The 21,842-nt window shown below is 30.4% G+C and carries 24 protein-coding genes and 1 tRNA gene; 9 read left to right on the forward strand and 16 right to left on the reverse strand.

Annotation, left to right across the window (positions count from 1 at the left end):
- The first annotated feature begins 2 nt into the window (after positions 1-2).
- Positions 3-332 carry a DUF565 domain-containing protein gene (locus SIB75_RS06030; RefSeq protein WP_413684729.1) on the forward strand — a complete coding sequence of 110 codons (330 nt, stop codon included), beginning with the start codon at positions 3-5 and terminating at the stop codon, positions 330-332.
- A gap of 6 nt (positions 333-338) precedes the next feature.
- On the opposite strand, the gene SIB75_RS06035 is transcribed toward SIB75_RS06030, so the two are convergent.
- Entirely contained in the window at positions 339-518 is a 180-nt protein-coding gene (locus SIB75_RS06035) for a 50S ribosomal protein L32 (RefSeq protein ID WP_413684731.1), read from the reverse strand.
- A gap of 173 nt (positions 519-691) precedes the next feature.
- Here SIB75_RS06035 and ftsH point away from each other — a divergent pair, with 173 nt between their 5' ends.
- The gene (gene ftsH / locus SIB75_RS06040) at positions 692-2,422 is read left to right on the forward strand and encodes an ATP-dependent zinc metalloprotease FtsH (RefSeq protein ID WP_413684732.1); all 1,731 of its coding nucleotides are present in this window, start codon (positions 692-694) and stop codon (positions 2,420-2,422) included.
- Positions 2,423-2,439: 17 nt separating this feature from the next.
- On the opposite strand, the gene SIB75_RS06045 is transcribed toward ftsH, so the two are convergent.
- Positions 2,440-3,036, reverse strand: coding sequence for a peroxiredoxin (locus SIB75_RS06045; RefSeq protein ID WP_413684734.1), 597 nt, complete (start codon positions 3,034-3,036; stop codon positions 2,440-2,442).
- A gap of 123 nt (positions 3,037-3,159) precedes the next feature.
- Between SIB75_RS06045 and SIB75_RS06050 the strand changes: the two genes are divergently transcribed.
- Positions 3,160-3,567 (forward strand): hypothetical protein, encoded by a 408-nt coding sequence (locus SIB75_RS06050; protein WP_413684736.1) that lies wholly within the window; start codon positions 3,160-3,162, stop codon positions 3,565-3,567.
- Positions 3,568-3,674: 107 nt separating this feature from the next.
- On the opposite strand, the gene SIB75_RS06055 is transcribed toward SIB75_RS06050, so the two are convergent.
- From SIB75_RS06055 to SIB75_RS06070, 4 genes are all read right to left on the reverse strand, one after another.
- Positions 3,675-3,748, reverse strand: a tRNA-Met gene (locus SIB75_RS06055).
- Positions 3,749-4,602: 854 nt separating this feature from the next.
- Positions 4,603-5,130, reverse strand: a complete 528-nt coding sequence (locus SIB75_RS06060; protein WP_413684738.1) for a hypothetical protein — start codon at positions 5,128-5,130, stop codon at positions 4,603-4,605.
- A gap of 124 nt (positions 5,131-5,254) precedes the next feature.
- Positions 5,255-5,395 (reverse strand): hypothetical protein, encoded by a 141-nt coding sequence (locus SIB75_RS06065; protein WP_413684740.1) that lies wholly within the window; start codon positions 5,393-5,395, stop codon positions 5,255-5,257.
- Positions 5,396-5,410: 15 nt separating this feature from the next.
- Positions 5,411-5,632, reverse strand: coding sequence for a hypothetical protein (locus SIB75_RS06070; RefSeq protein ID WP_413684742.1), 222 nt, complete (start codon positions 5,630-5,632; stop codon positions 5,411-5,413).
- Positions 5,633-6,387: 755 nt separating this feature from the next.
- Between SIB75_RS06070 and SIB75_RS06075 the strand changes: the two genes are divergently transcribed.
- A complete protein-coding gene (locus SIB75_RS06075; protein WP_413684743.1) occupies positions 6,388-6,543 on the forward strand; it encodes a hypothetical protein in 156 nt (51 codons plus the stop codon).
- A 1,793-nt stretch (positions 6,544-8,336) separates the two neighbouring features.
- Here SIB75_RS06075 and SIB75_RS06080 read toward each other — a convergent pair.
- Positions 8,337-8,555, reverse strand: a complete 219-nt coding sequence (locus SIB75_RS06080; RefSeq protein ID WP_413682427.1) for a hypothetical protein — start codon at positions 8,553-8,555, stop codon at positions 8,337-8,339.
- A gap of 962 nt (positions 8,556-9,517) precedes the next feature.
- Between SIB75_RS06080 and SIB75_RS06085 the strand changes: the two genes are divergently transcribed.
- On the forward strand, positions 9,518-9,703 hold the full coding sequence (locus tag SIB75_RS06085; RefSeq protein WP_413682428.1) for a hypothetical protein: 186 nt from the start codon (positions 9,518-9,520) through the stop codon (positions 9,701-9,703).
- A 9-nt stretch (positions 9,704-9,712) separates the two neighbouring features.
- Here SIB75_RS06085 and SIB75_RS06090 read toward each other — a convergent pair whose 3' ends face one another.
- Together SIB75_RS06090 and SIB75_RS06095 are read right to left on the reverse strand one after the other, a co-directional pair.
- Positions 9,713-10,213, reverse strand: a complete 501-nt coding sequence (locus SIB75_RS06090; protein WP_413682429.1) for a tRNA (cytidine(34)-2'-O)-methyltransferase — start codon at positions 10,211-10,213, stop codon at positions 9,713-9,715.
- Positions 10,210-10,767 (reverse strand): bifunctional adenosylcobinamide kinase/adenosylcobinamide-phosphate guanylyltransferase, encoded by a 558-nt coding sequence (locus SIB75_RS06095; protein ID WP_413682430.1) that lies wholly within the window; start codon positions 10,765-10,767, stop codon positions 10,210-10,212. The genes SIB75_RS06090 and SIB75_RS06095 overlap by 4 nt, the downstream gene beginning before the upstream one ends.
- A gap of 133 nt (positions 10,768-10,900) precedes the next feature.
- Here SIB75_RS06095 and SIB75_RS06100 point away from each other — a divergent pair, with 133 nt between their 5' ends.
- Positions 10,901-11,518 carry a cofactor assembly of complex C subunit B gene (locus SIB75_RS06100; RefSeq protein ID WP_413682431.1) on the forward strand — a complete coding sequence of 206 codons (618 nt, stop codon included), beginning with the start codon at positions 10,901-10,903 and terminating at the stop codon, positions 11,516-11,518.
- On the opposite strand, the gene lptC is transcribed toward SIB75_RS06100, so the two are convergent.
- From lptC to rpmG, 5 genes are read right to left on the reverse strand one after another with little or no spacing between them, the layout of a single operon-like run.
- The gene (gene lptC, locus SIB75_RS06105) at positions 11,504-12,163 is read right to left on the reverse strand and encodes an LPS export ABC transporter periplasmic protein LptC (RefSeq protein ID WP_413682432.1); all 660 of its coding nucleotides are present in this window, start codon (positions 12,161-12,163) and stop codon (positions 11,504-11,506) included. The two genes, SIB75_RS06100 and lptC, sit on opposite strands and share 15 nt — an antisense overlap.
- On the reverse strand, positions 12,160-13,713 hold the full coding sequence (gene metG, locus SIB75_RS06110) for a methionine--tRNA ligase (protein WP_413682433.1): 1,554 nt from the start codon (positions 13,711-13,713) through the stop codon (positions 12,160-12,162). Before metG ends, lptC begins: the two co-directional genes overlap by 4 nt.
- 58 nt (positions 13,714-13,771) lie before the next feature.
- Positions 13,772-15,055, reverse strand: a complete 1,284-nt coding sequence (locus tag SIB75_RS06115) for a ribonuclease catalytic domain-containing protein (RefSeq protein WP_413682434.1) — start codon at positions 15,053-15,055, stop codon at positions 13,772-13,774.
- 23 nt (positions 15,056-15,078) lie between these two features.
- On the reverse strand, positions 15,079-15,300 hold the full coding sequence (gene rpsR / locus SIB75_RS06120) for a 30S ribosomal protein S18 (protein WP_011293874.1): 222 nt from the start codon (positions 15,298-15,300) through the stop codon (positions 15,079-15,081).
- Positions 15,301-15,327: 27 nt separating this feature from the next.
- Positions 15,328-15,525, reverse strand: a complete 198-nt coding sequence (gene rpmG, locus SIB75_RS06125; RefSeq protein WP_011823694.1) for a 50S ribosomal protein L33 — start codon at positions 15,523-15,525, stop codon at positions 15,328-15,330.
- 116 nt (positions 15,526-15,641) lie between these two features.
- Between rpmG and pheT the strand changes: the two genes are divergently transcribed.
- Positions 15,642-18,116 (forward strand): phenylalanine--tRNA ligase subunit beta, encoded by a 2,475-nt coding sequence (gene pheT, locus SIB75_RS06130; RefSeq protein WP_413682435.1) that lies wholly within the window; start codon positions 15,642-15,644, stop codon positions 18,114-18,116.
- A 702-nt stretch (positions 18,117-18,818) separates the two neighbouring features.
- Here the strand turns inward: pheT and SIB75_RS06135 are convergent.
- Entirely contained in the window at positions 18,819-19,877 is a 1,059-nt protein-coding gene (locus tag SIB75_RS06135) for a J domain-containing protein (protein ID WP_413682436.1), read from the reverse strand.
- Positions 19,878-20,048: 171 nt separating this feature from the next.
- On the opposite strand from SIB75_RS06135, the gene SIB75_RS06140 reads away from it, so the two are divergent.
- Complete coding sequence (locus SIB75_RS06140) at positions 20,049-20,228, forward strand: hypothetical protein (protein ID WP_413682437.1); 180 nt, start codon at positions 20,049-20,051, stop codon at positions 20,226-20,228.
- Between the two features lie 19 nt (positions 20,229-20,247).
- On the opposite strand, the gene SIB75_RS06145 is transcribed toward SIB75_RS06140, so the two are convergent.
- A complete protein-coding gene (locus tag SIB75_RS06145) occupies positions 20,248-21,084 on the reverse strand; it encodes an ATP adenylyltransferase (protein WP_413682438.1) in 837 nt (278 codons plus the stop codon).
- Between the two features lie 518 nt (positions 21,085-21,602).
- On the opposite strand from SIB75_RS06145, the gene SIB75_RS06150 reads away from it, so the two are divergent.
- Entirely contained in the window at positions 21,603-21,830 is a 228-nt protein-coding gene (locus tag SIB75_RS06150; RefSeq protein ID WP_413684807.1) for a hypothetical protein, read from the forward strand.
- Positions 21,831-21,842: the final 12 nt, after the last annotated feature.

Here is a 21,842-nt window from a genome sequence, read left to right on the forward strand (position 1 = left end):
ATATGCAGAAAACTAAATTTACAAAACTTGTTGATACAGTTATTAGAACTATCAATCCATTTATTGCAGACTCTTGGAGTAAGAGAAGTATTTTGTTGCTTTCTTTACTATTAGGTTTTTATTTTACAAATAGTATATTGTCTTTTTTATTAGATAAATCAATTAACACAATATTACTTGCAATTCTAATATTATTGATAATGGAGATTTCAATAAGGACAACACTTTTATCAAATTTTACAAAATTATCAATAATTATAATCTCTATTAATAATTTTAGAATTGGCTCGACATATGCCCTTATTCTTGAAGCTTTTAAACTTGGTTCTTAATTAAATTTAATCAGCATCTTCATCTGAAGCCTCATTCATTGGATAAACAAATCCCTGAGCTCTTCCAGTAAGCACTGATTTTCCTATAGATAAGGCCTTTTCTGCAGCTATTGCTGCTTTACCTTTCCATGTTGCGTGCCTTTGATTTCTCTTCCCTTTAGACTTTTTTTTCTTAGGTACCGCCATTTCTGTTCAACATTTACTGATCACATATCTTATAACGTCATGCACCAATTTAACAAAAACGCTTTGAGGGAAAACTAACTTCTTGTCTCTTTTTCTTTATAAACTCAAGTCGGTTAACATTTTGACTATAGTTTGCCTATATATACTTTCAAGTTAATTGATTTAATTATTAAATGAATAAAAGTTATAGTCAACTGTTAAAGGATATTGAAAGTGGAGAAATACTTTCTATTATTTTAGTACCAAATAGAAGAGAAGTCATAGTTGAATTAATAAATGGCGAAAGAAAAGTAATCCCAATATTTTATAATGATCAAAAAATTCTCCGAATATCTGATGAATATAATGTTCCTCTTACTGTAAGGGATATTAGATCAGAACAACGTTTAGCGAATTTCATCAGCGGTCTTGGCTTATCTTTAATATTTATTTTTTCTCTTTTATTTTTAATTAAGAGATCTTCAAAGTTGCTAAGCAATATGCAGAGTTTTTCTAGACGGTCCTCTCAGGTAAAAGATGATGAAATTAGAAAATACACTTTTGACGATGTAGCCGGCTTAAATGAAGAATCCGATGAATTAAAAGAGATAGTAACTTTTTTACAGAATCCACAGAGACTGATTGACCTTGGTGCAAAAACTCCAAAAGGTGTCTTGTTGGTTGGTCCACCCGGCACTGGTAAGACTTTATTAGCTCGTGCAATTGCAGGAGAAGCAAATGTTCCTTTCTTCTCGATATCTGCTTCAGAATTTGTTGAAATGTTTGTTGGTGTTGGAGCTGGCCGAGTTAGAGATCTTTTTAAAAGTGCTAAGTCAAAATCACCTTGCATAGTTTTCATAGATGAAATTGACTCAATTGGACGTCAAAGAGGCTCAGGAATCGGTGGTGGAAATGATGAAAGAGAGCAAACATTAAATCAGCTTCTAACGGAGATGGACGGTTTCGAAGTAAATAATGGAGTAATTGTTATTGCAGCTACTAATAGACCTGATATTCTCGACGGTGCCTTAATAAGACCGGGAAGATTTGATCGTCGTATAGACATATCCCTCCCTGATAAAAACGCTCGTCATAAAATTCTTTCTGTACATGCAAGAACAAAACCTATATGCGATTCTGTGAAACTTATGGAGTGGGCAATAAAAACACCTGGTTTTTCTGGGGCTGATTTACAAAATCTTCTAAATGAGGCCGCAATTCATGCAGCAAGAAATAATAAGTCCATCATAAGTTCCATTGAACTAGACAAAGCTCTTGAAAAAGCAAGGTTTGGTTTATTATCTAAACCACTTTCTGATAGTGCTAAGAAAAGACAAATTGCATATCAAATCATTGGTAAAACACTGGTAGCTTTATTAATTCCCTCTCAGGATAAATTGGAAAAAATATCCTTATTTAAGTCTCTTGGTGATATTTCAGGAATGACTTATTTCACGCCTGACGAAGAAACTCTAGATAGTGGTCTATTAACACGAATTTATATCTATAACAAAATAGTAATATCACTTGGATCAAGAGCTGCTGAAATAATTATTTTTGGTTCTAAGGAAGTTACACAAGGCTCACAAAAGGATCTTGAAAATGTTTTTTATTGGTCAAATCTAATGGTTACTAGATTTGGTTTCTCAAATCTTGGTCCAATTGCATATGATTCAGATAAAGATTCAATTTTTCTTGGAAGAGATATTTTGACTAGCAAAAAAACATATTCACAAAAAACAAGTAAAGAAATTGATAAGCAAATATTATATATAGCTAATAAGGCTCTTAACCATGCAATTAAACTTCTTTCAGATAAAGCTTCATTAATGGATTTTCTTGTTGATGAACTTATAGTTAATGAAACACTTGAATCTGAATATGTTATTAAATCTCTTAATTCTTATCTAGCAGCTAAGAAATAAATAATAATTTATTTCTTTTACAGTGCAGAGAAGTATTCTTTGCTTCCTTTGGGGTCTTCTTTCATGGTTTTGTCACCTGGTGTCCATCCTGCTGGACAGACTTCATCTGGATGCGATTCAACGTATTGATATGCTTGCAATATTCTCAGAGTTTCGTCAATATTTCTTCCAACTGGTGCCTTGTTGATTGTTGAATGCATGATGACACCACTTGGGTTAATTATAAATAAACCTCTATCAGCTTCTCCATCATCATTTAATACATTATAAGATTGGCAAATTTCACGCTTAAGGTCTGATACAAGAGGATAGTTAATATCACCAATTCCACCTTCATTTCTTGGCGTTTGAATCCAAGCTAGATGTGTAAATTTACTGTCAACAGATACGCCTAAGACTTCAGTGTTCTTATTACTGAAATCAATATATCTGTCGCTGAAAGCAGTAATTTCAGTAGGGCATACAAAGGTGAAATCTAGTGGATAGAAAAATAAAACAACGTACTTTCCTCTGTACTGAGATAGCGTAATGTCCTTAAATTCTTGATCAACAACAGCGGTAGCAGCAAAATCAGGTGCTTGCATACCTACCCTGAGGCACTCATTGGTCGTCATGGAATGTTTTGCGTATTTTGATTGGTATGAAGGGAATGAACTTCCCCTTTTCCTCTTTATAATTTATCATGCTAGGACCAAAGAAACTTACTCTTTCTATCCAAGGAAGCATAATCTATAAAAATGAATGATCCAATGAGTTGGGATCCTGCCCTTGTTAAAAAATTTAGTTCTTCTAATCATCTTAAGATGTTAAATCAGTTGAGAAATGAAGTTATAAAATATCCTTTAAATAATAAGAAGAAATCAAAATCAATTCATCTTAAGGATTCTAATAAAGATAATAAAAACAACTCAAATGTTGATCATTCGCCAAATGAACTATTTACTGAAAAAGCAAATAAAGTAAATGATGAAAATAGAAATAAATCAAATGTAAGTTTTAATAATTCAAAGAATTTTTCTATTTATAATCAATCTACTAATAATAGTCGTGAACTTGAAAATATCATCCCTGATCAATCTAAATCAAATGATAAATCTTCTTCTACAAGTTTCAAAGAGCGCCTTAATGAAGTAGATATGAAATAATTTATGTTTTTACGATTTTCTAAAACTATACTTCCTACTAAAAAAAAATAAATTTAATCAAGATAAAACACTAAGACTTATGAGATAAGCATTAATTACTATTCGAATGTCAGTGGAGAGACTTGAACTCTCGACCTCAGCGTTATGAATGCTGTGCTCTAACCGGCTGAGCTACACTGACTAACTGACTGATACCTAAAGGAATAACAGATACTTAACTCTCTACCTTCAAGAATTTTTTCCTGAACAAGAGTTATCAAATCAGAAATTCAAGGATATACATACAATATATTAATTCAGGATGGTCTTCTAAGGAAGAAATCTTTAGATCTAATTTTTTAGAGGTATCTGAATAAAGCCAACCATGTGAGTCTACCGTTAAAATTTTCGAGCCAAATGAAAGACAACTTATCCTATGGGTATTGAGGTGTATTTGAATGAACGCTACTTGTAAACGAGTCAAAAGTGCTTATTTATAGAATTGCAAAAGTAAACAAGATACTTTTTCGAAATAAAGTTGCATTTGGAAATTGAATTAACTAATACTTTGTAAAGCAAAGAGAAAGAGAATATTAAAGATCATACATAGCTTTTAATGGCGTAGTAAATATATATAAAGAAAATACTGTGAAATTAATGAGTAGCGAATACTTAAATGCATACCAGTCTTTTATCGATTACCCCGAAAAAATCTCATACACAAAAATCAGGAAAGTTTCCTATCTTTTGAAATTAAAAGCCCAGAGCAATTCGATATCTGATTTGGATAAAAAACATAAAGCATGGGGACGAAAGAATCTTAAAAAAATTATTTATTAGATAAATAATAGTAATAGTTTAAAAACAAGATTTGGTTTATTTAATATATTTAATTTACTTTCAACCAATTTATACTAATACTAATACTAATACTAATACTAATATTGTTGCCAGTAATAAAAAATATTGCTATTAATTACATGAGGGTGATCGGAACATAATGAGGCTTCCCCAACAGTAAGCTTCGTCATCCTCACAAAAATAAGGGTTTATGCGTTACTCGATCCATTCTTTTTTTCTTATCCACCTTCTTCTTGTATGAATAGGGTTATGAAGAATCAATTGATCAACGTGAAAAATGTCAATTTTTAATATGGCAAAATTAATCGATATTACTTCCTTTTCATTAACGTAAAAGTCCTTACTTAGATCATAAAATAAATGATTACCAGGAGATGGCCAACTCCACATTGATTTTGATTTTTCACTGAGTTGATCCCAGTGACGCTGTCTCTCATCTCCTAATTCAATTCTTGATGTTCCTCGAAATCTTAATTGACATTTAGATTTAGAAAAAAGCCAACACACCTCCACGTTATTATTCAAATCTAATTCTTCATTTTTTAGACTTCTTTTATCAATGTATATTTCCATTTCATAGGATTCACTCCATCCTCTAAACACAACAGTTCTTACTCTAGGCGTATTATCAATTCCAATTGTGGCTAGTTGAATCCATCTTGAGGCGTTAAATTTAGATTCTTTTCTCTGAGCAGAACTGATTTGAGCTAACAAGGGAGGCATAAAAATAAATTAAATATAGATAGCGTCTTTTGAAATAAATATAATTAATCAATAATATTCTAAATAATTATTTAAAGATGTAACTTGTAAAAATTTTAATTAGATACTTAATAGTTTTAATTTTCTATGGTTCTTCATCTTCATTTCCAAGCCTGATTTCAACACCAACAAAAGTTGCAAATAAAACGATAAATAAGCCAATAATAGATTTCCAAAGGCCAAAATGAGATGCTGGCTCAGGAGTTGGGAAAAAATCAGGAATCATATTTTAATAATACATCTATTTTTCTTCTTCCCAATCTTCTTCTGCCTTATCTAGCAAATCTTCAACAGTATTATCAAAAGTTTCAGCTACAGATCTCAACATTTTTGAAATAGTCTCATCTGGGCAAGCAAGATCTTTTTGGATACCTTCTGCACAGTCTTTAATTTCTTCCCATGCATCGACCAGTACTTGAGAATCTACTGGTTTCCAGTCTTCTGTCATAGATATTCTACCCATTAAGGATAGATAATAGAATATTTCATGAAAAATCAAATTTTATCTTTTACCTAGGTTAAGACTGTCTTGGTTTCTTCATTTAAATGAAAGGTTATAGCTCAACTGCTATTTTCTTTCAGTTATGAAAAAACACTCAATAGAAATTCAAAAGCTTCTCTTAAAAGCTGAGACCTCATTAAATAGGAGATCGCAGCTAGAACAACGGTTAGCCCAACTCGAGGGAACCATCTCCAGGAAGGAAAATCAAAAGATCACGGAGAAGTCCCAAAATACACAATATTTCTTGTGTCAAGAAGTTTCAAACTTATAATTTTTATTTACGTATTTTGTAAACCACCTATAAATAATAATAGAGATTGAATTTTATCATGCTTTTGCCAAAGCCAGTTAGACCTGTTGATGCAGAAAAGAAAGGAAAGGACGACTAGTTATTAAATCTTTCCATTTAGTCAAATTTATTTAATTCTTATTATTTTAAATATTTGAAGAACATTGGTATTGTTATATATCAGTGTTCATTTTTTTTAACTCATTTTAAATTGTATATATATTTTTAATTGAAATTATCTGGCAATGATAAATACTTATTTATCAAGATATATGTTCTGAAAATCAATGAATTATCAATAGATCATAATTTCAACTATTGACATTTAAATAATCTTTGGCAATTTTTTTTCATGTATGTTCTACCTCCTTTGCCCTACCTCTTTATCTAGGGATTACTGGAAAAAAATCATTTTTTCATTTTGTCTATGAAAACTGCATCAAAAGAACTTCAAAAGCTTAGAAGCGTGGCAGAGACCTCATTGAACAAGACGGCTGAACTGCAGCAAGTTTTGGCTCAAATAGAGGCAACTCTATCAAGGGCTGAATGCAAAAAGGTTATCGAAAAGACAAATAATAACTAAAAATAAAACCACATCAAATTAAATACGGATAACGAAAACAAACGAATATAATGACTAATACTTTTAATTAAGACTATTATTACATAACTAAAAATATAAAATTACATAAATACTATATTATTATTAAGCAAAAAAGCTGAAAGATCATTTAACAAGATAATAATTATTACAGATATAACTTAGATATTTTTTTAAGTTGTCTTTCTTTTTGGCGATTTTTATATTTGCTATTAGATGCTGATGTAAAAATAAAGCCGGGTATGATCCAAATACATGCGATGAGAAATGTCATCAAGACTTGATTTTTAAATAATGACTCGAGCATTTATAAATACGTAGAGACGGTTTAAAAAATCCGTGTAGCAAAAATGTAGAGTTTTATCTACTATTTCCCCTTTTTTAGTAAATCATGGCGAAATACACTGCTAATTAGTACTTGTGAATCTACTACTGTATGATAGATTAAAAACATAAAAAACAATATAATAAAACTATTTACAACACAACCTAAAATATATAAGTTAAAAGCTAGTTCAAGTATCATACGAGTGTGAATAGTCTTACTGATATAATCAAAAGCGAAAACAAAAAGTCTATTAATTTGTAGAGGTATGTCTTGAGAGTATTTTTAGCTACAAACCAAACAAAAAAGAAATGTTAGATTTAATTTGATCTGCAAAATGCGTGAACATTTTGCAGATTTGTAGCCACTTAGTTATTTTTGTAACTAATTAAATATTTATTTTAAAGTGGAGAATAACAGAATATATATGCTTACTAATTAACAACCTTATAGAAAAAAATAATTACATCTAAGTAAAAAAAAATTGAAACAATATTCAGAAATATTTATATGAGATTAATGACTTATAAAATAGTGAAGTACTAGAGAAAGTAAAATCCCTGTCCATAATCCCTTAAACCAGCACAGCACAAGCATTTGATAATTGCTCAAACGAAAGTGATTTTGAATTGCTAGTGCAATTTTTTTATCAATGCCAATAAATGAATATGGGCTTTTGTTCTTTAAATTAAATAATTTCCTATTCATATATTTCAGTTAGAATTTACATATCAATTTTATATCATAAATTCTATTAATAAGAAAACCTGCTTAAATCTTTCTAACATATAAATCATTTGAAGATAACCGAACAAGCTTAATGCGCACTTTAAATATTTATCGTTCATTGTGTGTTAGCGCAACCTTAGTAACTTTACGCCTTTATAAAAAGTGTGAATAGTTGCTTATTGAGATCATAACTAGTATGTGTTAAATATGATCTTAAAAATTGCGTCTTTACACGCCTAGTATGAATGAAACACATTGATCAAGACAACTTAACTAAACAGAATGAGAGGATTCTCTACTTGATAGCAGAGTAAAATTCTACTCTTGACCTTTACTATGAGAATGTTAGCGAAACCGAGTCCCTAAGCACAGAACAGTAAAATTGATTAGATATCTCATTTCAAGTTTCAGAAAATTTGAATAAATATACAAAAAACAAAACTTAAGATCAACATTAGCTTAAATCAGCAGGCTACTTGCAATTTTGGATATTATCGTTAAATTAGATAGTAATTAATTTAATATCATTATTTGGCAACTATAACCTATTAATTTAAATACTGATTCTTCTTGATTTTGAATTTACCATTCAATAAAATTATTTAAATGACTTGTAATTGCCAGCACTGCATAGAAATCAAAAAACAGCTTGATAGAGCAGAACAAAGACAAGCTGTCTTGTTTAAGGAACGGACTTCTAAATTAATTATTAGGTAGGACCTTATTCTTTATATGGAACAACCGGAATAGCTATTCTTAATTTCTTTTTATCATATCCTATTGATTCATCTTCTACTAACTGTTTTTCTATTTCAATAATTTTGTTATTGATTTTTTTCTTTCTTGTTTCTAGATTAATAAAAAAGAAATATAATGCAATTAATAGAAAATAGGGCAAAAGGTTTTTAAAATTCTTTAGTAGTATGAATATTGGTTTCATATTTTATTGAATTGGCTAGTTTTAAATATATTAACTATAAGTCTAAACATCATATTATGCAAAACCTTATTTATTATTGTTATTGATCAAAAAAATAAACTCAATTCTAAATTATTGGATATTCACTTAATATTAATTCTGCTTTCAGATACTTCTGTAGAATATTAAATTGTAAAAATTTAATATTCTAGAATTTTCTACATTAAATTAAAAAAAACCTATCAAAAATATTAACAGATTTCCTGCTTTGATAATGACTAGGTCTAAAAGGCAACTCACGCTGGAGGTTTATCCTGGTTAGTTTGATCTTAGTTTCATTCTAGAAATGCTTCCTTTAGCGACTGCTTTATTCTTTCCAGATTATGGCAATTCTGGGGTACCTTGGGATTTAGTCCTTCTACACTTTTACTTTTTCGCTATTTTTATCCCGTTCATAATTATTTTTAATGCAGCAAGGAGTTCAGATCGAGAAAATCCAAATAGAATAAAAGATCAAAGTACTAGATACCCAGACTTACATCCTCGGGCATAGATGTTTAGATAATCAGCTAATCTTATTGATAAAAAGAACATCGTAGTTTTTATAATCACTTTCAATGGCTTCTAGCCACTGTTTGAATTCATTTTCGAAAGCTTTTTTATTCTTACCTTCCAGCACAGATAACCGCTTAAGTGCATAGTTTATTGTCACCTCCAACTACCAATTAAACTTGAATTTGGCATAATATCTAAATAGATATACTTAGTATAGTTATTATGTCACTAAAGGTTAATTAGTAAATACCGTAATTTATGGAAATTAGTTCCTAAATTTTACTCTCTTTTCTTTTTATTTATAAATCTAAAAAAATATTGCAAGATATATAATTTATTAGTACTTCGACTCCTATCATTATTATGTAATAAATGAAACGGAAATATAATTACTAATGAATTAATATAAAAGAAGAATTATTTCCTCTATGTCTTCAAGACAATCTGGAGCATTACAAGCCGTTGAGGTAATGCTTAACGGCTCTATGAAGCGTCTTAATAAATTGAAAGGTGTTAATAGGGAAGCTCTTTATGATGAATATAAAGAATGGTTAGAGGTAGATGATAATAATGTTATTAATGATGGAGTTTTATATTGCAACTATCTTGGATAAGTAAATAAGCTATTTGCATAATAAATTTAATTGTAAGCATGCTGAGTAGCAAACTATTCCACATGCAACGGATAAATTCAAACTTCTCACTCCGCAAGCCTTCAATTGATTCTCACCTCCAGGCATAGGTATACCTGCAACTATTTCAGAACTGTTCATTATGTTATCGGGTAAGCCTGTATCCTCTCTTCCGAATAAGAGTATATCTGTCTCTTTATAAACAAGATTTGAAATTGAATTGTCACTCTTTTTTGTTAAAGCGATAATTCTTGAGCTTTTAAAAGAATTTTTGTATTCTTCAAATGATTCATATAAATGTAAGTCTACGTTAGCCCAGTAATCTAAACCGGCTCTTTTTAAATATTTATCTTCAAAGCTAAAGCCAGTCGGCTTTATAATATCTAACGGTAAATTGAAGGCTAGGCATGATCTACCAATTGTACCAGTATTCTGAGGAATTCTTGGTTCAAATAATGCGACTCTTGGACGAGAAATATTTAATGAATTCATGGTATGAGCTCACCATATTTATCTAAGTCAATTGCAGTCCCATTGATAGCAAGCCACCTTTTTTTTGATTGGCGACTTATCAATGAGGTTAGGGTGCTATGACGTTCACGAAACAAATGACCCATTGGTGTGGGAGGAACAATTCCCCAGCCAACTTCCTCAGAAACAACAACAATGCATAAATTATCTTCTGAAAGGCAATTAAGAAATTTAATTTGGAAGTTATTCCATTGATTGTCATCTTCTACCAGGTGATGCTCCACTAAGCCCCCTAATGAGTCAATTAATATTGACTCATTCCCTTCAATCGATTGAATTTCTTTGCAGAGATCTTTTGGATGCTCAATTGTCGACCAGATATCAGGCCTTCTTTCCCTGTGAAGGTCGATTCTTTTTTGCCATTCTGGATCATTTGGTCGTGGTTTTGATGTTGCTATGTAAGTGACGGGATCTTGCTCCGATATTAAAAATTCAGCTAATTGACTTTTTCCACTTCTTGTTGGTCCTGTAATTGATATGAGTCCTTTATAATTTTTTGCTATTGGTGTGATCATATTCTGAGCTATTGGATAAATCTATTAATAGTGTTTTTTACTATATTATATCGATATTGATTAAAGAATAAAGGTAGACATTGATATGTATAATAAAGCATCAATATATTTATTTAAAATATTGAATAGATAAATGTATAAAATTTCTAGCTTAGTATTAATATTTGGATATTTTTTACTAATTTTATCAATTATAAATATTGCCACTGCTAATCAAGTTAATCCAACTCTAGTAAGAGCAGAGACAATATCTGGAATTGCTTCAATAGCGTTAATAACAATAGGTTATCTATGGACTGAAATTAAACCTAAACAAGCTACTAAGGTTAGCTTGGATGGGAAAGAGGGTTTTGAACTTTGTACTAAATTAACTGACGAACAAAGAAAAGAATTAGCCTGGGGAAGTCAGCAAATACTTACTGCAACGGCAGCTAGTACAATATTAATATATTGGGATAATAAAGTAATACTTAGAAGAGGCTTGATATCTGAAAAAATATTTGAACCTGGAGAAATATGTAAAAGATCAATTGATCAAAAACGATTAATCTCATTAGTTAATACTGAATTATTTCCAGGTAGAGATGAGTTTGATGGTGTGTTGAATAATTTACCGGCAGTGATTGTTTATCCTCTTGAAAATAGAGGCCTTACAATAGTTGGTGGTTGGTCAAAGAGATCATTTACCAATTCAGATGAAAAATGGATCTCAGGATGGTCAGATAAATTATATGTACTACTGAGTAAGTAGGAAGTTAATAGTTGTTTCTACCTGTTTCTCGTTAGATGTAAATACCAAAGAATTATCTTTTTTAAACCATTTTGCAAAATCAGATATAATTTTTACTTGATACTCCTTTTCACCTTTTGAATTATATATAGATCTATTGAATTTACTATTGTCTATTTTAAGTAGGCTTGCATCAATATTAAAAAATCCATTACTAGCATTTATTCTAGTATTATCAAAATTAATAATAAGTGGATCATGTATATCAATGATTGAGGTATTTAAATCCCAATCAAAGGAATTAGTATTTATATAGTAATCCTGTTTGTCAAGAAATGATATGTTTACACTATTAAAAACTCTAATAGAATTAGTTAAATTGTTAAGAGTTGAATTTCCAGACTTAACTTTAAAGTCTTGACCATTTTTATTAAGTAATTCAATTGAGCTGTCAAATATATCAATATTATTATTTGATGGGTCAATTATGGCTTTAGGACTAGTGATTCTTACGCTGGTTTGATTATTAGGATTCTCCTGAAGTAGTTGAAAATCTTTAATGTAGCTTTTATTATCTATTTGAGTAGAAGATTTGTTGGATTTTTGACACCCAAATAGAGGTAATGTAGTAATTATTAGAAGAAAATAAATCGGTAAATATTTCACTGTACAGAATTCTCATTAAATTCAATTTTATCCATTACAGGAGAAGGATCTTGTAGTCCATTATCAGGATCTAACAAACCCCAATGTAATGATTTTTGAAAATTGATAGTTGAAGAATCAATATTTAATTGATTTAATATTCTAGTACTTAAATTGGGTACAAAAGGATTTATCAATATTCCGATAATTCTGCAAGATTCGAGTACAGAATATATATCAAGAGCAACAATATCCTTATTTGTTATATCTTTAATTAGCTTCCATGGTGCACGATCATTTAGGTATAGATTTGCACAATTAGATAGCTCTATGATTGCATTTGCTGCATTTTTAAAATTGCTATCTTTAAATGATTGCATATATTCATTTATTTTTATCTCTGATTGAACTTTAAGAGGAGATTCAGGTAATAAAGAATTATCTATTGGAATTTTATCATTAAACCATTTTTTAGACATTGTAATTGTTCTGTTTAGCAAATTACCAATGGTATTACTTAAATCACTATTAACAATATCCACAAATCTTCTCATTTGAAAATCACCATCTTCACCAAATTCAATATCTCTTAAAAGATACCATCTCATCGCATCTATACCCCCATATTCCAAGAGTTCAATAGGATCGAGCACGTTACCTAATGATTTACCCATTTTTTGACCTTCTCGTGTTAAAAACCCATGCCCAAAAACACTTACAGGTGGTTTCATACCAGCAGAAAGTAGCATTGCTGGCCAATAAACCGCATGAAATCTGAGTATATCCTTTCCAATTACATGTATATTTGCAGGCCAATTACATAACGACTCCTCGGTGAGTTCAGGAGAGTTTTGATCACAAAGAGATCCACTAATATAACCTAATAAAGCATCAAACCAGACATAAAAAGTATGATCATTGTTTCCAGGAACATTTATACCCCATTTTAAGTTTACTCTAGAAATTGAGAAATCCCTTAACCCTTTTGAGACAAAATTGATAATTTCATTTTTTCTACTTTGAGGAGAAATAAAACCATCAATTTGAAGTAATTTTTCAATTTGATCTTGATATTTTGATAATTTAAAAAATAAATTTTCTTCATCTCTCCATTCTAATTCCTTTTTATGAACTGAACAGATTGGGCTTTTATCATCCTCATCTACATCTTTATATTCCTCACATCCAACACAATACCAACCACTTTGTCTACCCATATAAACATCATCAGATTTTAAAACTTTTGAATAAAATTGATGAACTAATGATGTGTGATCTTCAGAGGTTGTTCTTACAAAACGATCATAACTAATATTTAATTTATCCCATAAAGATTTATACTTTTCTGTAATTTCGTCACAATGTAGTTGAGGTTGAAGGTTTTTACTTTCTGCGGTTCGCTCTATTTTTTGACCATGTTCGTCAACGCCAGTAAGAAAAAGGACTGTATTTCCACATAGTCTTTGAAATCGAGCTATTGCATCACAAGCGATTGTTGTATATGAACTACCTAGATGAGGCTTGTCATTAACATAATATAGTGGTGTTGTAATTGTGTATTTCATATTCATAATATATTCTATTTATTATATTGTATTTTTAAAACTCTTGCACACTTATAATGAAGGCTTATTTTGATAATGAAATTAATTCAAAAAATATTATATCAATATTATTATTTTCTATATTTTGAACGTTAAAGCTCTCGCCAATATTTAAGTTCTTTTTTGATTTTAGATTACATATAGTAGAGAAATGGTAGTCTAGAAAGTATAAAATACAAATGTTTTTATATCTGTTTACCCAATTAAGTAAAATCACCTTATAAACCTTGAAGGATTTTTTTTTGAACCATTTTCTTAGCCAATATTTTTGATCCTCTCTATATCTCATAATATTTTGTCTTCCTTGATTATTAATCTCTAGGATCATTTGCTCAACATCTTCTTTAGAAATAAGTTCATTATTATTTAGATATCTATTTAATTGATAATTAACGATCAAGTCAGCATATCTTCTTATCGGTGATGTGGCATGTAGATAAGATGTTAATCCTAAACTCGAGTGAGGCGTTGGATTTATAGAATAATATGACTTACCCATGGTTTTTTTAAGTAAAAAATTGTATAAAACTTTATTATCAGAATCTTGAAAATTATCTTTAGGAACTTTATCTATACGTTGTTGGACTCTATATGGAACAGGAATTTTATTGACCTTAGTAAAATTAGAAATAAGATTTCCATACAAGATCATTGCTTCACTTATTAATTGTCTCGATAACGTTGGATCTATTATCTTAAGGGTGGGATTGTTATCTTCTACAATAATCTTTCCAAATGTTTCTAATATTTCCGTAGCACCTGAATTCTTTCTCCAACATTTTCTACTTTGTAAAATTTCAGAGATTATACTTAAATCTTCTTCTTCTTTTGGTGCATAATCTATTAGTTCATCAGCTTCTGTATAATTTAACCTGTAATCTACTTTAATAATACTCTGGACTATTTCTGTAGAAGCAATACAACCGTCTTCATTAAAAATAACACCTAAACTTAATGATTCTCTCTTTTCATTATCTCTTAGACTAAACACATCATTTATTAAAATTTCAGGAAGCATATAATAAGTATTAGTTGATAAATAAACAGTTGAAATAAGCTTCCGTGCATTCTTATCAATAGCTGATTTATATTCAAAATATGAAGTAGGGGAAGCAATGTGGATCCATAACTTATGCTGATAAGATATTTTTTCTAAAGAAATAGCATCATCTATTTCAAACGATTGAGAATCATCTATTGAATATGTTTTAAGATGTGTAAGATCTTTAACTGAAGTATTGACATTGTTTGATTGTTTAAATCTAGAAATTATATTTTTTACTTCATTATCTATTATTTTATTGTACATTCTATTATTAATAGAATATTAACTTAGCCTTCTGGATTAACAAAGGGAAGTAAGGCAATAATTCGTGCTCTTTTAACTGCTGTGGTTAAATCTCTTTGTTGCTTAGCTGTTAATCCAGTAAGTCTTCTAGGTAAGATCTTTCCTCTATCAGTAATAAATTTCTTTAATAATTCTACGTCCTTATAGTCAATAGGATCTCCAGGCTTTATGGGAGAGAGCTTTTGCTTGAATAGTGAATTAGTCATTTTTAAAAGGTGTATAAAAGGAAATGATTATTTGATTTCTCTATGAATAGTCATCTTATTTAATTCAGGGCAGAACTTTTTAAGTTCCAGTCTTTCAGTAGTGTTCCTACGATTTTTTTCTGTAGTGTATCTAGATACTCCTGCAGAACGCTTTTCTGAGCTAGGTACAGATCTAGACTCAGTACATTCTAAAGTGACCACTATTCTGGTACCTTTTTTAGCCATATGAACTTAGCTCAACTTTTGTGAGTCTATGGAACAAAGTACAATCTTACTAGGCTAAGCACCCTTTTTTATAAATTCATTCGAGCACCTATGTTTAACTCCTGTAAGAGCAAGTCATGAAGGTATCAATTTCTTGGCTAAAAGATCTTGTCGAATTTAACAATGATATTGATGAATTGGCTGAAAAGCTTTCAATGACAGGCTTTGAAGTTGAATCATTAGAAGACTTATCAGCCCAAGCAAAGAATGTTGTTATTGGTTATGTTGACGAAATCACACCACATCCAAATGCCGAAAAGCTCAAAGTTTGTTCAGTAGATGTTGGTTTACCCAAAAAGTTAAGTATTGTTTGTGGTGCACCAAACGTAAAAGCCGGATATCACGTCCTAGTGGCGAAGGTTGGAGCCTATTTATCTTCAAAGTCATTAAATATAAAATTATCTAATTTACGAGGCGTAGAAAGCGCAGGAATGATTTGTTCATTGGATGAATTAGGGATTGAAAGTAGTAATGAAGGTATAGAAATTCTTGAAGAAAGTGAAACAAATATCCCTACAATTGGTTCAAATGCTGTCGATTATCTTGGTTTGAATGACACCATTATTGAATTAGCTATTACTGCTAACAGACCTGATGGTATGTCTATGGCTGGTATAGCACGAGAAATATCAACAATAACAAATTCAAAATTAACATTACCAAATTTAAATTTCAATAAAGACTTTGAAAAATTTGAGCCACAAATAAGAGAAAAAGAAACGATAGGATCAGACTTTATTTACTCACTTACGTATATAGATAATATAGACAATGCTGGAAAGATAAATACATCTATATCTAATAAATTAAATTCATTAAGACAAAATTGTATAAACCCTGTTGTAGACATAACAAATTTTATAATGCTCGAGCAAGGCCAGCCTCTACATGCCTTTGATGCAGATCTATTAGATAATATAGTTGGTAGAATAGTTACGCCAAATGATTTTGGTATTAGAAATGGTAGAGAAGGCGAATCATTTATTGCACTCGATAAAAAAGAATATAAATTAAATGAAAGTATAAAGGTAATTACATGCGGCGATATTCCAATTGCAATAGCTGGGGTTATCGGAGGAAATAACAGTTCCGTAAGTACTAAAACTACAAGAGTTTGGTTGGAAGCAGCTGTATTTACTCCTACATCAGTTAGAAAAAGTAGTAGAGAAATAGGGCTCAGAACTGATGCAAGTAGTAGATATGAAAAGGGTATATCAACTAACATGACAACTGCTGTTTCGCTAAGAGCTAGTGATCTAATTTCGTTAGAATTAGGTGGTAATATTAAATCGACACATGTCAATAATGAATTTAGTAGAAAAGATATTAGTGTCAATCTTAGAATAGACAAAATAAACAAGGTTCTAGGTAAATTAAATTACATAGATAATAATCAAATAGATAACAGTTCTAATACATTCCGTTATCTTAATAGGGATGAGATTGAGCCTATTCTAACAAAACTTGGCTGCCTAATTACGTCAACTACTAGTGGTTGGAATGTACAAATTCCTCCTTACAGATCATCTGATTTAACTAGAGAAATCGATTTAATAGAAGAGATAGCAAGACTAATTGGATATGATAATTTTGATTCGAATATGCCAGATCCTCTTGAGCCAGGAGTACTAAAACCAGCAAATTTGGTTGAAAGACGTTTACGAAATTCCTTTATCCACAATGGTTTTCAAGAAGTAGTGACTTCATCACTTGTTGGTCCTGATAACACTGATGAAAATGCTGTAATAATCAAAAATCCATTACTATCAGAGACTAGTAGATTAAGAATAAATGTATGGGATGAACATCTTAAAATTCTTCAGAGAAATGTATCATTTGGAGCTGAAGGGTGTTGGATCTTTGAAATAGCAAAGACATACAAAAAAGATAAAGAAAGCTTTGCTGAAACAAATTTATTATCAGGTGCTTTGACTGGAAATAAACGATTAAGCAAGTGGGGCTCAGCATCAAAACAAATATCTTTAGATTATTTTGAAGCAAGAGGAAAACTTAAGCAATCCCTTGAAGTTCTCGGAATTGAAACTATTGATAAGCAACTTATTGAAAAAGATTTCATGCATCCGGGTCGAACTTCTGAATTATTTGTTGAAGGAAAAAGTATCGGCTTCTTCGGACAAATACATCCTTCATTCTCCGAGAAATATAATCTAATTAAAGAAACATACTTATTTAACCTTGAGTTTGATTCATTGATTAAGGCCTCTACAAGGAAAACAAATTGGACAAGAATTTACAAGGATTACCCCACTGTTCCTTTCATGGAAAGGGATATTGCGCTTATTCATTCAAGAAAATATAGTTCCTTAGAGATAATAAATCTAATAAAAAAATCTGGTAGACCACTTTTAGAGAAAGTGGAATTGATAGATCGTTACGAGGGATCTTCTATTCCTGAGGATTCGATTAGCCAGGCTTTTAGAATAAAATATAGAGATCCTAAAAAAACCCTAATAGAAGAAGATATAAATCCAATACACGAACAAATAAGAACCGCACTTAAAGAAAAATTAAACGCGGACCTCAGAAGCTAGTCTTGCTAGTCTTGCATGGGACTCATGAAAAGTCCTAGAGTAAGACCGATCTTGGATTAATTAGATGATAAATTCTTTCAAAAATAATAAAAAATTCAGCGTATCTATTAGAGCAATTCGATTATTTGTTTTGATTAGTTTTAGAAATGGATCAATATCGTACAAGACTAATATCGATAAACATTTATAAAATTCATCAAAATAGTCTTATTAGTCCTATAAAGGATTCAATCCTAGACTAGGAATTAGTCTTATAGTAGATTCATGAGAACCGTTTTAATGCTAATTCCAGAAGCAATTTCGTATTAATTTAAATCCCAGAGTTTTCTTACATGTAACCCGCTGCATAACTGTCTATAAAGCAGTTATGCAGCGGGTAAAAACAAGTTGTAGCAATGTTATAAAGCCATGCAATGACGGTTGGACAAATCATGGACAAGTTTAATCTTTAGAAAAGCTAAATCTATAGAATCTCGTCAAACTATTTAAAATAATTTCAAATTTTTGTGCATTTTAAATTGCAATAGATGACTTCATGTACCTTTGATCTATTAATTCTTCAAATAAAAGAAAATAATAATTTGAATTAACGGATCTATTTTTATTCCAAACCTTAATTAATTTTTTAAGTATAATCTATTTCATACAATTTAAGTCTTACATGTAGACTACTACTAAGACTATGATGAGATCCACGAGAATCTAGTTTTTGTATAAATCTTTTAGTAATTGATAAGCCTCGTTTAGTTTTCTCATGGTTTCGTTCGATCCTCCAGCGTCAGGATGATTGGAAAAAGCTTTTTCTTTATAGGCATCTCTAATAAAAGAAAGGGTTAAAGATGATCCAGCCTTTGTTGGCAAACCCAATAACTTCAGAGCACCATGAACAGTCATCGTAGACTCAAGCGTTTGGAATGAAGTTACATTTTGACTACGTTTGAATTTATTAACGAATCTCCGTATGAGCGTGGGGATTCTACTTCTTAGGTTTTTAGCTGAAAAGGGATCTTCGAGCGCGCCTGCCAATATAATCACATCATCAAAAGTTACCGAATCAATTTTCCAATCACTGCAATAGGAATTAAGCATTTTACAAGCAGCATTCCAAGTGAAAGGAATATTTTCTGTTCCATCGACATTTGGCCAGATATCTCTAGCAAGCCATATCATTGATGCCTCAATTACACTTTCAGTCGGTTTTTGCCCATAAAGATAGATCCAATGTTTTTCTGCAGCATCTTTCGCTTTTAACAAATCATCAATATTAATAGTGGTTATTGAAGTATCTTCCATATTTTTAAAAGTTTTATCTTTACTCAAACTTCTCTTTAGGTTTGTAGTTTGTTTTCTAATAAAACCTGGTAATTCAATGCCTGTAGAGACACTATCTTGTTTATTACTTTGAACATCTTTAGCTTTGACATCATTGACAGCTACATTTTTTATTTCAATATTCTTATTTCCAACTATCACAAGTGCTTTTTCTTCCTGGTTACTAATTTCTATTCCATTTTGAGCAGATGAAGAATCATGATTACTATTATGATTAAAATCTAGTTGCTTATTTTCAATTATATTATCATCTAAATCATTAGATAAAATTACCTCTAATAATCTCTCAAAAACTAGTCCTCTAGCTCTGAATCCCCACTCTTTACGAAGTCGATCGACGCCAGCAACTAGATCAATTGGTAAATCAATTGAAATTCTCTTTACTTCCTTGCCTTCCCCTTCTGCCACAAGATCCTTATATCTAGACATATATTAATAGCCTTTTTATCTTCAACACACTTTTAGTTTTGAATTAATATAATTAATTTCTAATTGCAAAATTTATTAAAATTTCAGTATATTATCTTAAAATTAAATTATTGCCACATCGATCAATATTATTATGTATTATTTTTCTAGTTAATAAAAAGGTAATCAGAAATGAACTTCTGCGATTCATCTAGAAACTGGAGTGAAAGAAAAAAAATTTTTCAAGCAAGGAAATTAAATTTTTTAATTTCTATTAAAGAATCTTATGAAAGAAAACTTGCAGCAATCACTGCATCAATATCAAAACTTGAAGAACAAATGAATTCAACAACTCCTAATGTCGAAGGCTAAATTAACTTTAATCTACTTCCTAAATCACATCCATTAATATTCTTTCTGGACCAAATCTAATAAGAGTATCGACATCAGATCTTTTTGTTCCAAGAAAATAACCAGCGAAACCAAGAGCATTTATACTGAATCCATTGGATCTATCAGTTTTACGTGTTATAAGTGCAATCCATTTAGATGTTATAAGTAAATTATATGGTTTTAAAGGTTTATTATTTAAATCAATCTCGCCTATATTCATCTCTTTAGCCATAGACTTATATGAGTTAAATAAATCATTAGAGTTTAACTCTTCTGTTTTATTCCTTGGTCTAATTGATATACAATGAGAAATTTCAGAATTGATATCTTGCGTATTATTTAACAAAGCGCAAAACCATTCATATCTAGGACAAATACTCTCATTATAATGTCTTGGCAATAATTGAAAATGTCGATGAGGCTGACTGGCACCAGCTTCTTTACTACTATTAAAAAACCATAAACCAGTAGTATCATTATCAACATTTATAATAGCTTCAAAATCATCTTCATCAAGCCAGCCATTTTGTGGTTTCCAGCAATTGGTTATTAACAACATGTGCCCTATTTGTACTGGATATTTATTTAATATTAGTGTATGTTTATCATTTATTGGCAGTATTTGTAATCTAGTATCCCAAGGAATGAATGGATTTCGTTTAGGACCATATTCTATTAAATACTTGGGTATAGGACTATTGAGGAAACGTAGTTCATAATCACAATATGCATCATTTGATTGATATTTTTTAGTCACTAGTGGAATTACAGCTCCACAATCTACAGCTTTTCTACTAATCTCGAGAGCTTCAGACCATATAATTTCGCTCTTCACCTAAAATAGACCTAGATAATTAATGTTTTTTGATTATATAATTAATAATCTAAAAAAAAAAAAAATATATAAAAGCTTATTAACTAATCAATAATCATTAACTTCAAAATCAATGAAGAAGCTAATCAAATCGATAGTAGTCATGAGATTTATACCTGATAAGCCGTTTAGAGTATGAATGGATAGGAGATTGCACGTATACATTTGGTTCGACGCACTAGAGACGATTTATAGGCTTCTACAGACTGCTTGATAACGTGCAAGACCTTCTCGTTTATTCGATTAAAAATCCTTTTATAAAATTTTATTTGGGAAAATGAAAAGGAAACAGATCTCGAAAGTCATTAACTAGCAATTAATTCGGCCAGTTCTCAAGAACCATTGCACTGGAATGGTTTATGGTTAACGAAGGAAAAAGCAAATTTATCAATTTGCAAAATAGTTTAAGATTATTAGCAAATAAGGTTGACGAAAGCAGGGGGGAAAGAGGTAAAACCTCATTTAGTAATGTGTCCTCGATGGATTGGGACTTTTCTGAAGACCAAGCTTTCATAGCTCTATGCGATGCGTTTCGTGAGAGCGGGGAAACTTCTGGTATGGAATTTTTGGCGACTGGTGAGGGTGCTTTTCACTTTCAGGAATTAACTCAAAATGCTGCTGGAGAGGGAATTGATTTAAGTGACTCAGAATCAATGGCAGAGTTTCAGATGGAAGTATTAGAAACAATTGATGAAATTAGTAAATAATTTTCTATAAAA

The organism is Prochlorococcus sp. MIT 1011 (assembly GCF_047305235.1).
In the GTDB taxonomy this organism is placed as follows: domain Bacteria; phylum Cyanobacteriota; class Cyanobacteriia; order PCC-6307; family Cyanobiaceae; genus Prochlorococcus_B.

Bases quoted from the DNA above. Each gene is read 5' to 3' on its own strand.
- SIB75_RS06030 (WP_413684729.1), top strand. From the start codon at position 3: ATGCAGAAAACTAAATTTACAAAACTTGTTGATACAGTTATTAGAACT.
- SIB75_RS06035 (WP_413684731.1), bottom strand. From the start codon at position 518: ATGGCGGTACCTAAGAAAAAAAAGTCTAAAGGGAAGAGAAATCAAAGG.
- ftsH (WP_413684732.1), top strand. From the start codon at position 692: ATGAATAAAAGTTATAGTCAACTGTTAAAGGATATTGAAAGTGGAGAA.
- SIB75_RS06045 (WP_413684734.1), bottom strand. From the start codon at position 3,036: ATGACGACCAATGAGTGCCTCAGGGTAGGTATGCAAGCACCTGATTTT.
- SIB75_RS06050 (WP_413684736.1), top strand. From the start codon at position 3,160: ATGAATGATCCAATGAGTTGGGATCCTGCCCTTGTTAAAAAATTTAGT.
- SIB75_RS06060 (WP_413684738.1), bottom strand. From the start codon at position 5,130: ATGCCTCCCTTGTTAGCTCAAATCAGTTCTGCTCAGAGAAAAGAATCT.
- SIB75_RS06065 (WP_413684740.1), bottom strand. From the start codon at position 5,395: ATGATTCCTGATTTTTTCCCAACTCCTGAGCCAGCATCTCATTTTGGC.
- SIB75_RS06070 (WP_413684742.1), bottom strand. From the start codon at position 5,632: ATGGGTAGAATATCTATGACAGAAGACTGGAAACCAGTAGATTCTCAA.
- SIB75_RS06075 (WP_413684743.1), top strand. From the start codon at position 6,388: ATGAAAACTGCATCAAAAGAACTTCAAAAGCTTAGAAGCGTGGCAGAG.
- SIB75_RS06080 (WP_413682427.1), bottom strand. From the start codon at position 8,555: ATGAAACCAATATTCATACTACTAAAGAATTTTAAAAACCTTTTGCCC.
- SIB75_RS06085 (WP_413682428.1), top strand. From the start codon at position 9,518: ATGTCTTCAAGACAATCTGGAGCATTACAAGCCGTTGAGGTAATGCTT.
- SIB75_RS06090 (WP_413682429.1), bottom strand. From the start codon at position 10,213: ATGAATTCATTAAATATTTCTCGTCCAAGAGTCGCATTATTTGAACCA.
- SIB75_RS06095 (WP_413682430.1), bottom strand. From the start codon at position 10,767: ATGATCACACCAATAGCAAAAAATTATAAAGGACTCATATCAATTACA.
- SIB75_RS06100 (WP_413682431.1), top strand. From the start codon at position 10,901: ATGTATAAAATTTCTAGCTTAGTATTAATATTTGGATATTTTTTACTA.
- metG (WP_413682433.1), bottom strand. From the start codon at position 13,713: ATGAATATGAAATACACAATTACAACACCACTATATTATGTTAATGAC.
- SIB75_RS06115 (WP_413682434.1), bottom strand. From the start codon at position 15,055: ATGTACAATAAAATAATAGATAATGAAGTAAAAAATATAATTTCTAGA.
- rpsR (WP_011293874.1), bottom strand. From the start codon at position 15,300: ATGACTAATTCACTATTCAAGCAAAAGCTCTCTCCCATAAAGCCTGGA.
- rpmG (WP_011823694.1), bottom strand. From the start codon at position 15,525: ATGGCTAAAAAAGGTACCAGAATAGTGGTCACTTTAGAATGTACTGAG.
- pheT (WP_413682435.1), top strand. From the start codon at position 15,642: ATGAAGGTATCAATTTCTTGGCTAAAAGATCTTGTCGAATTTAACAAT.
- SIB75_RS06135 (WP_413682436.1), bottom strand. From the start codon at position 19,877: ATGTCTAGATATAAGGATCTTGTGGCAGAAGGGGAAGGCAAGGAAGTA.
- SIB75_RS06140 (WP_413682437.1), top strand. From the start codon at position 20,049: ATGAACTTCTGCGATTCATCTAGAAACTGGAGTGAAAGAAAAAAAATT.
- SIB75_RS06150 (WP_413684807.1), top strand. From the start codon at position 21,603: ATGGATTGGGACTTTTCTGAAGACCAAGCTTTCATAGCTCTATGCGAT.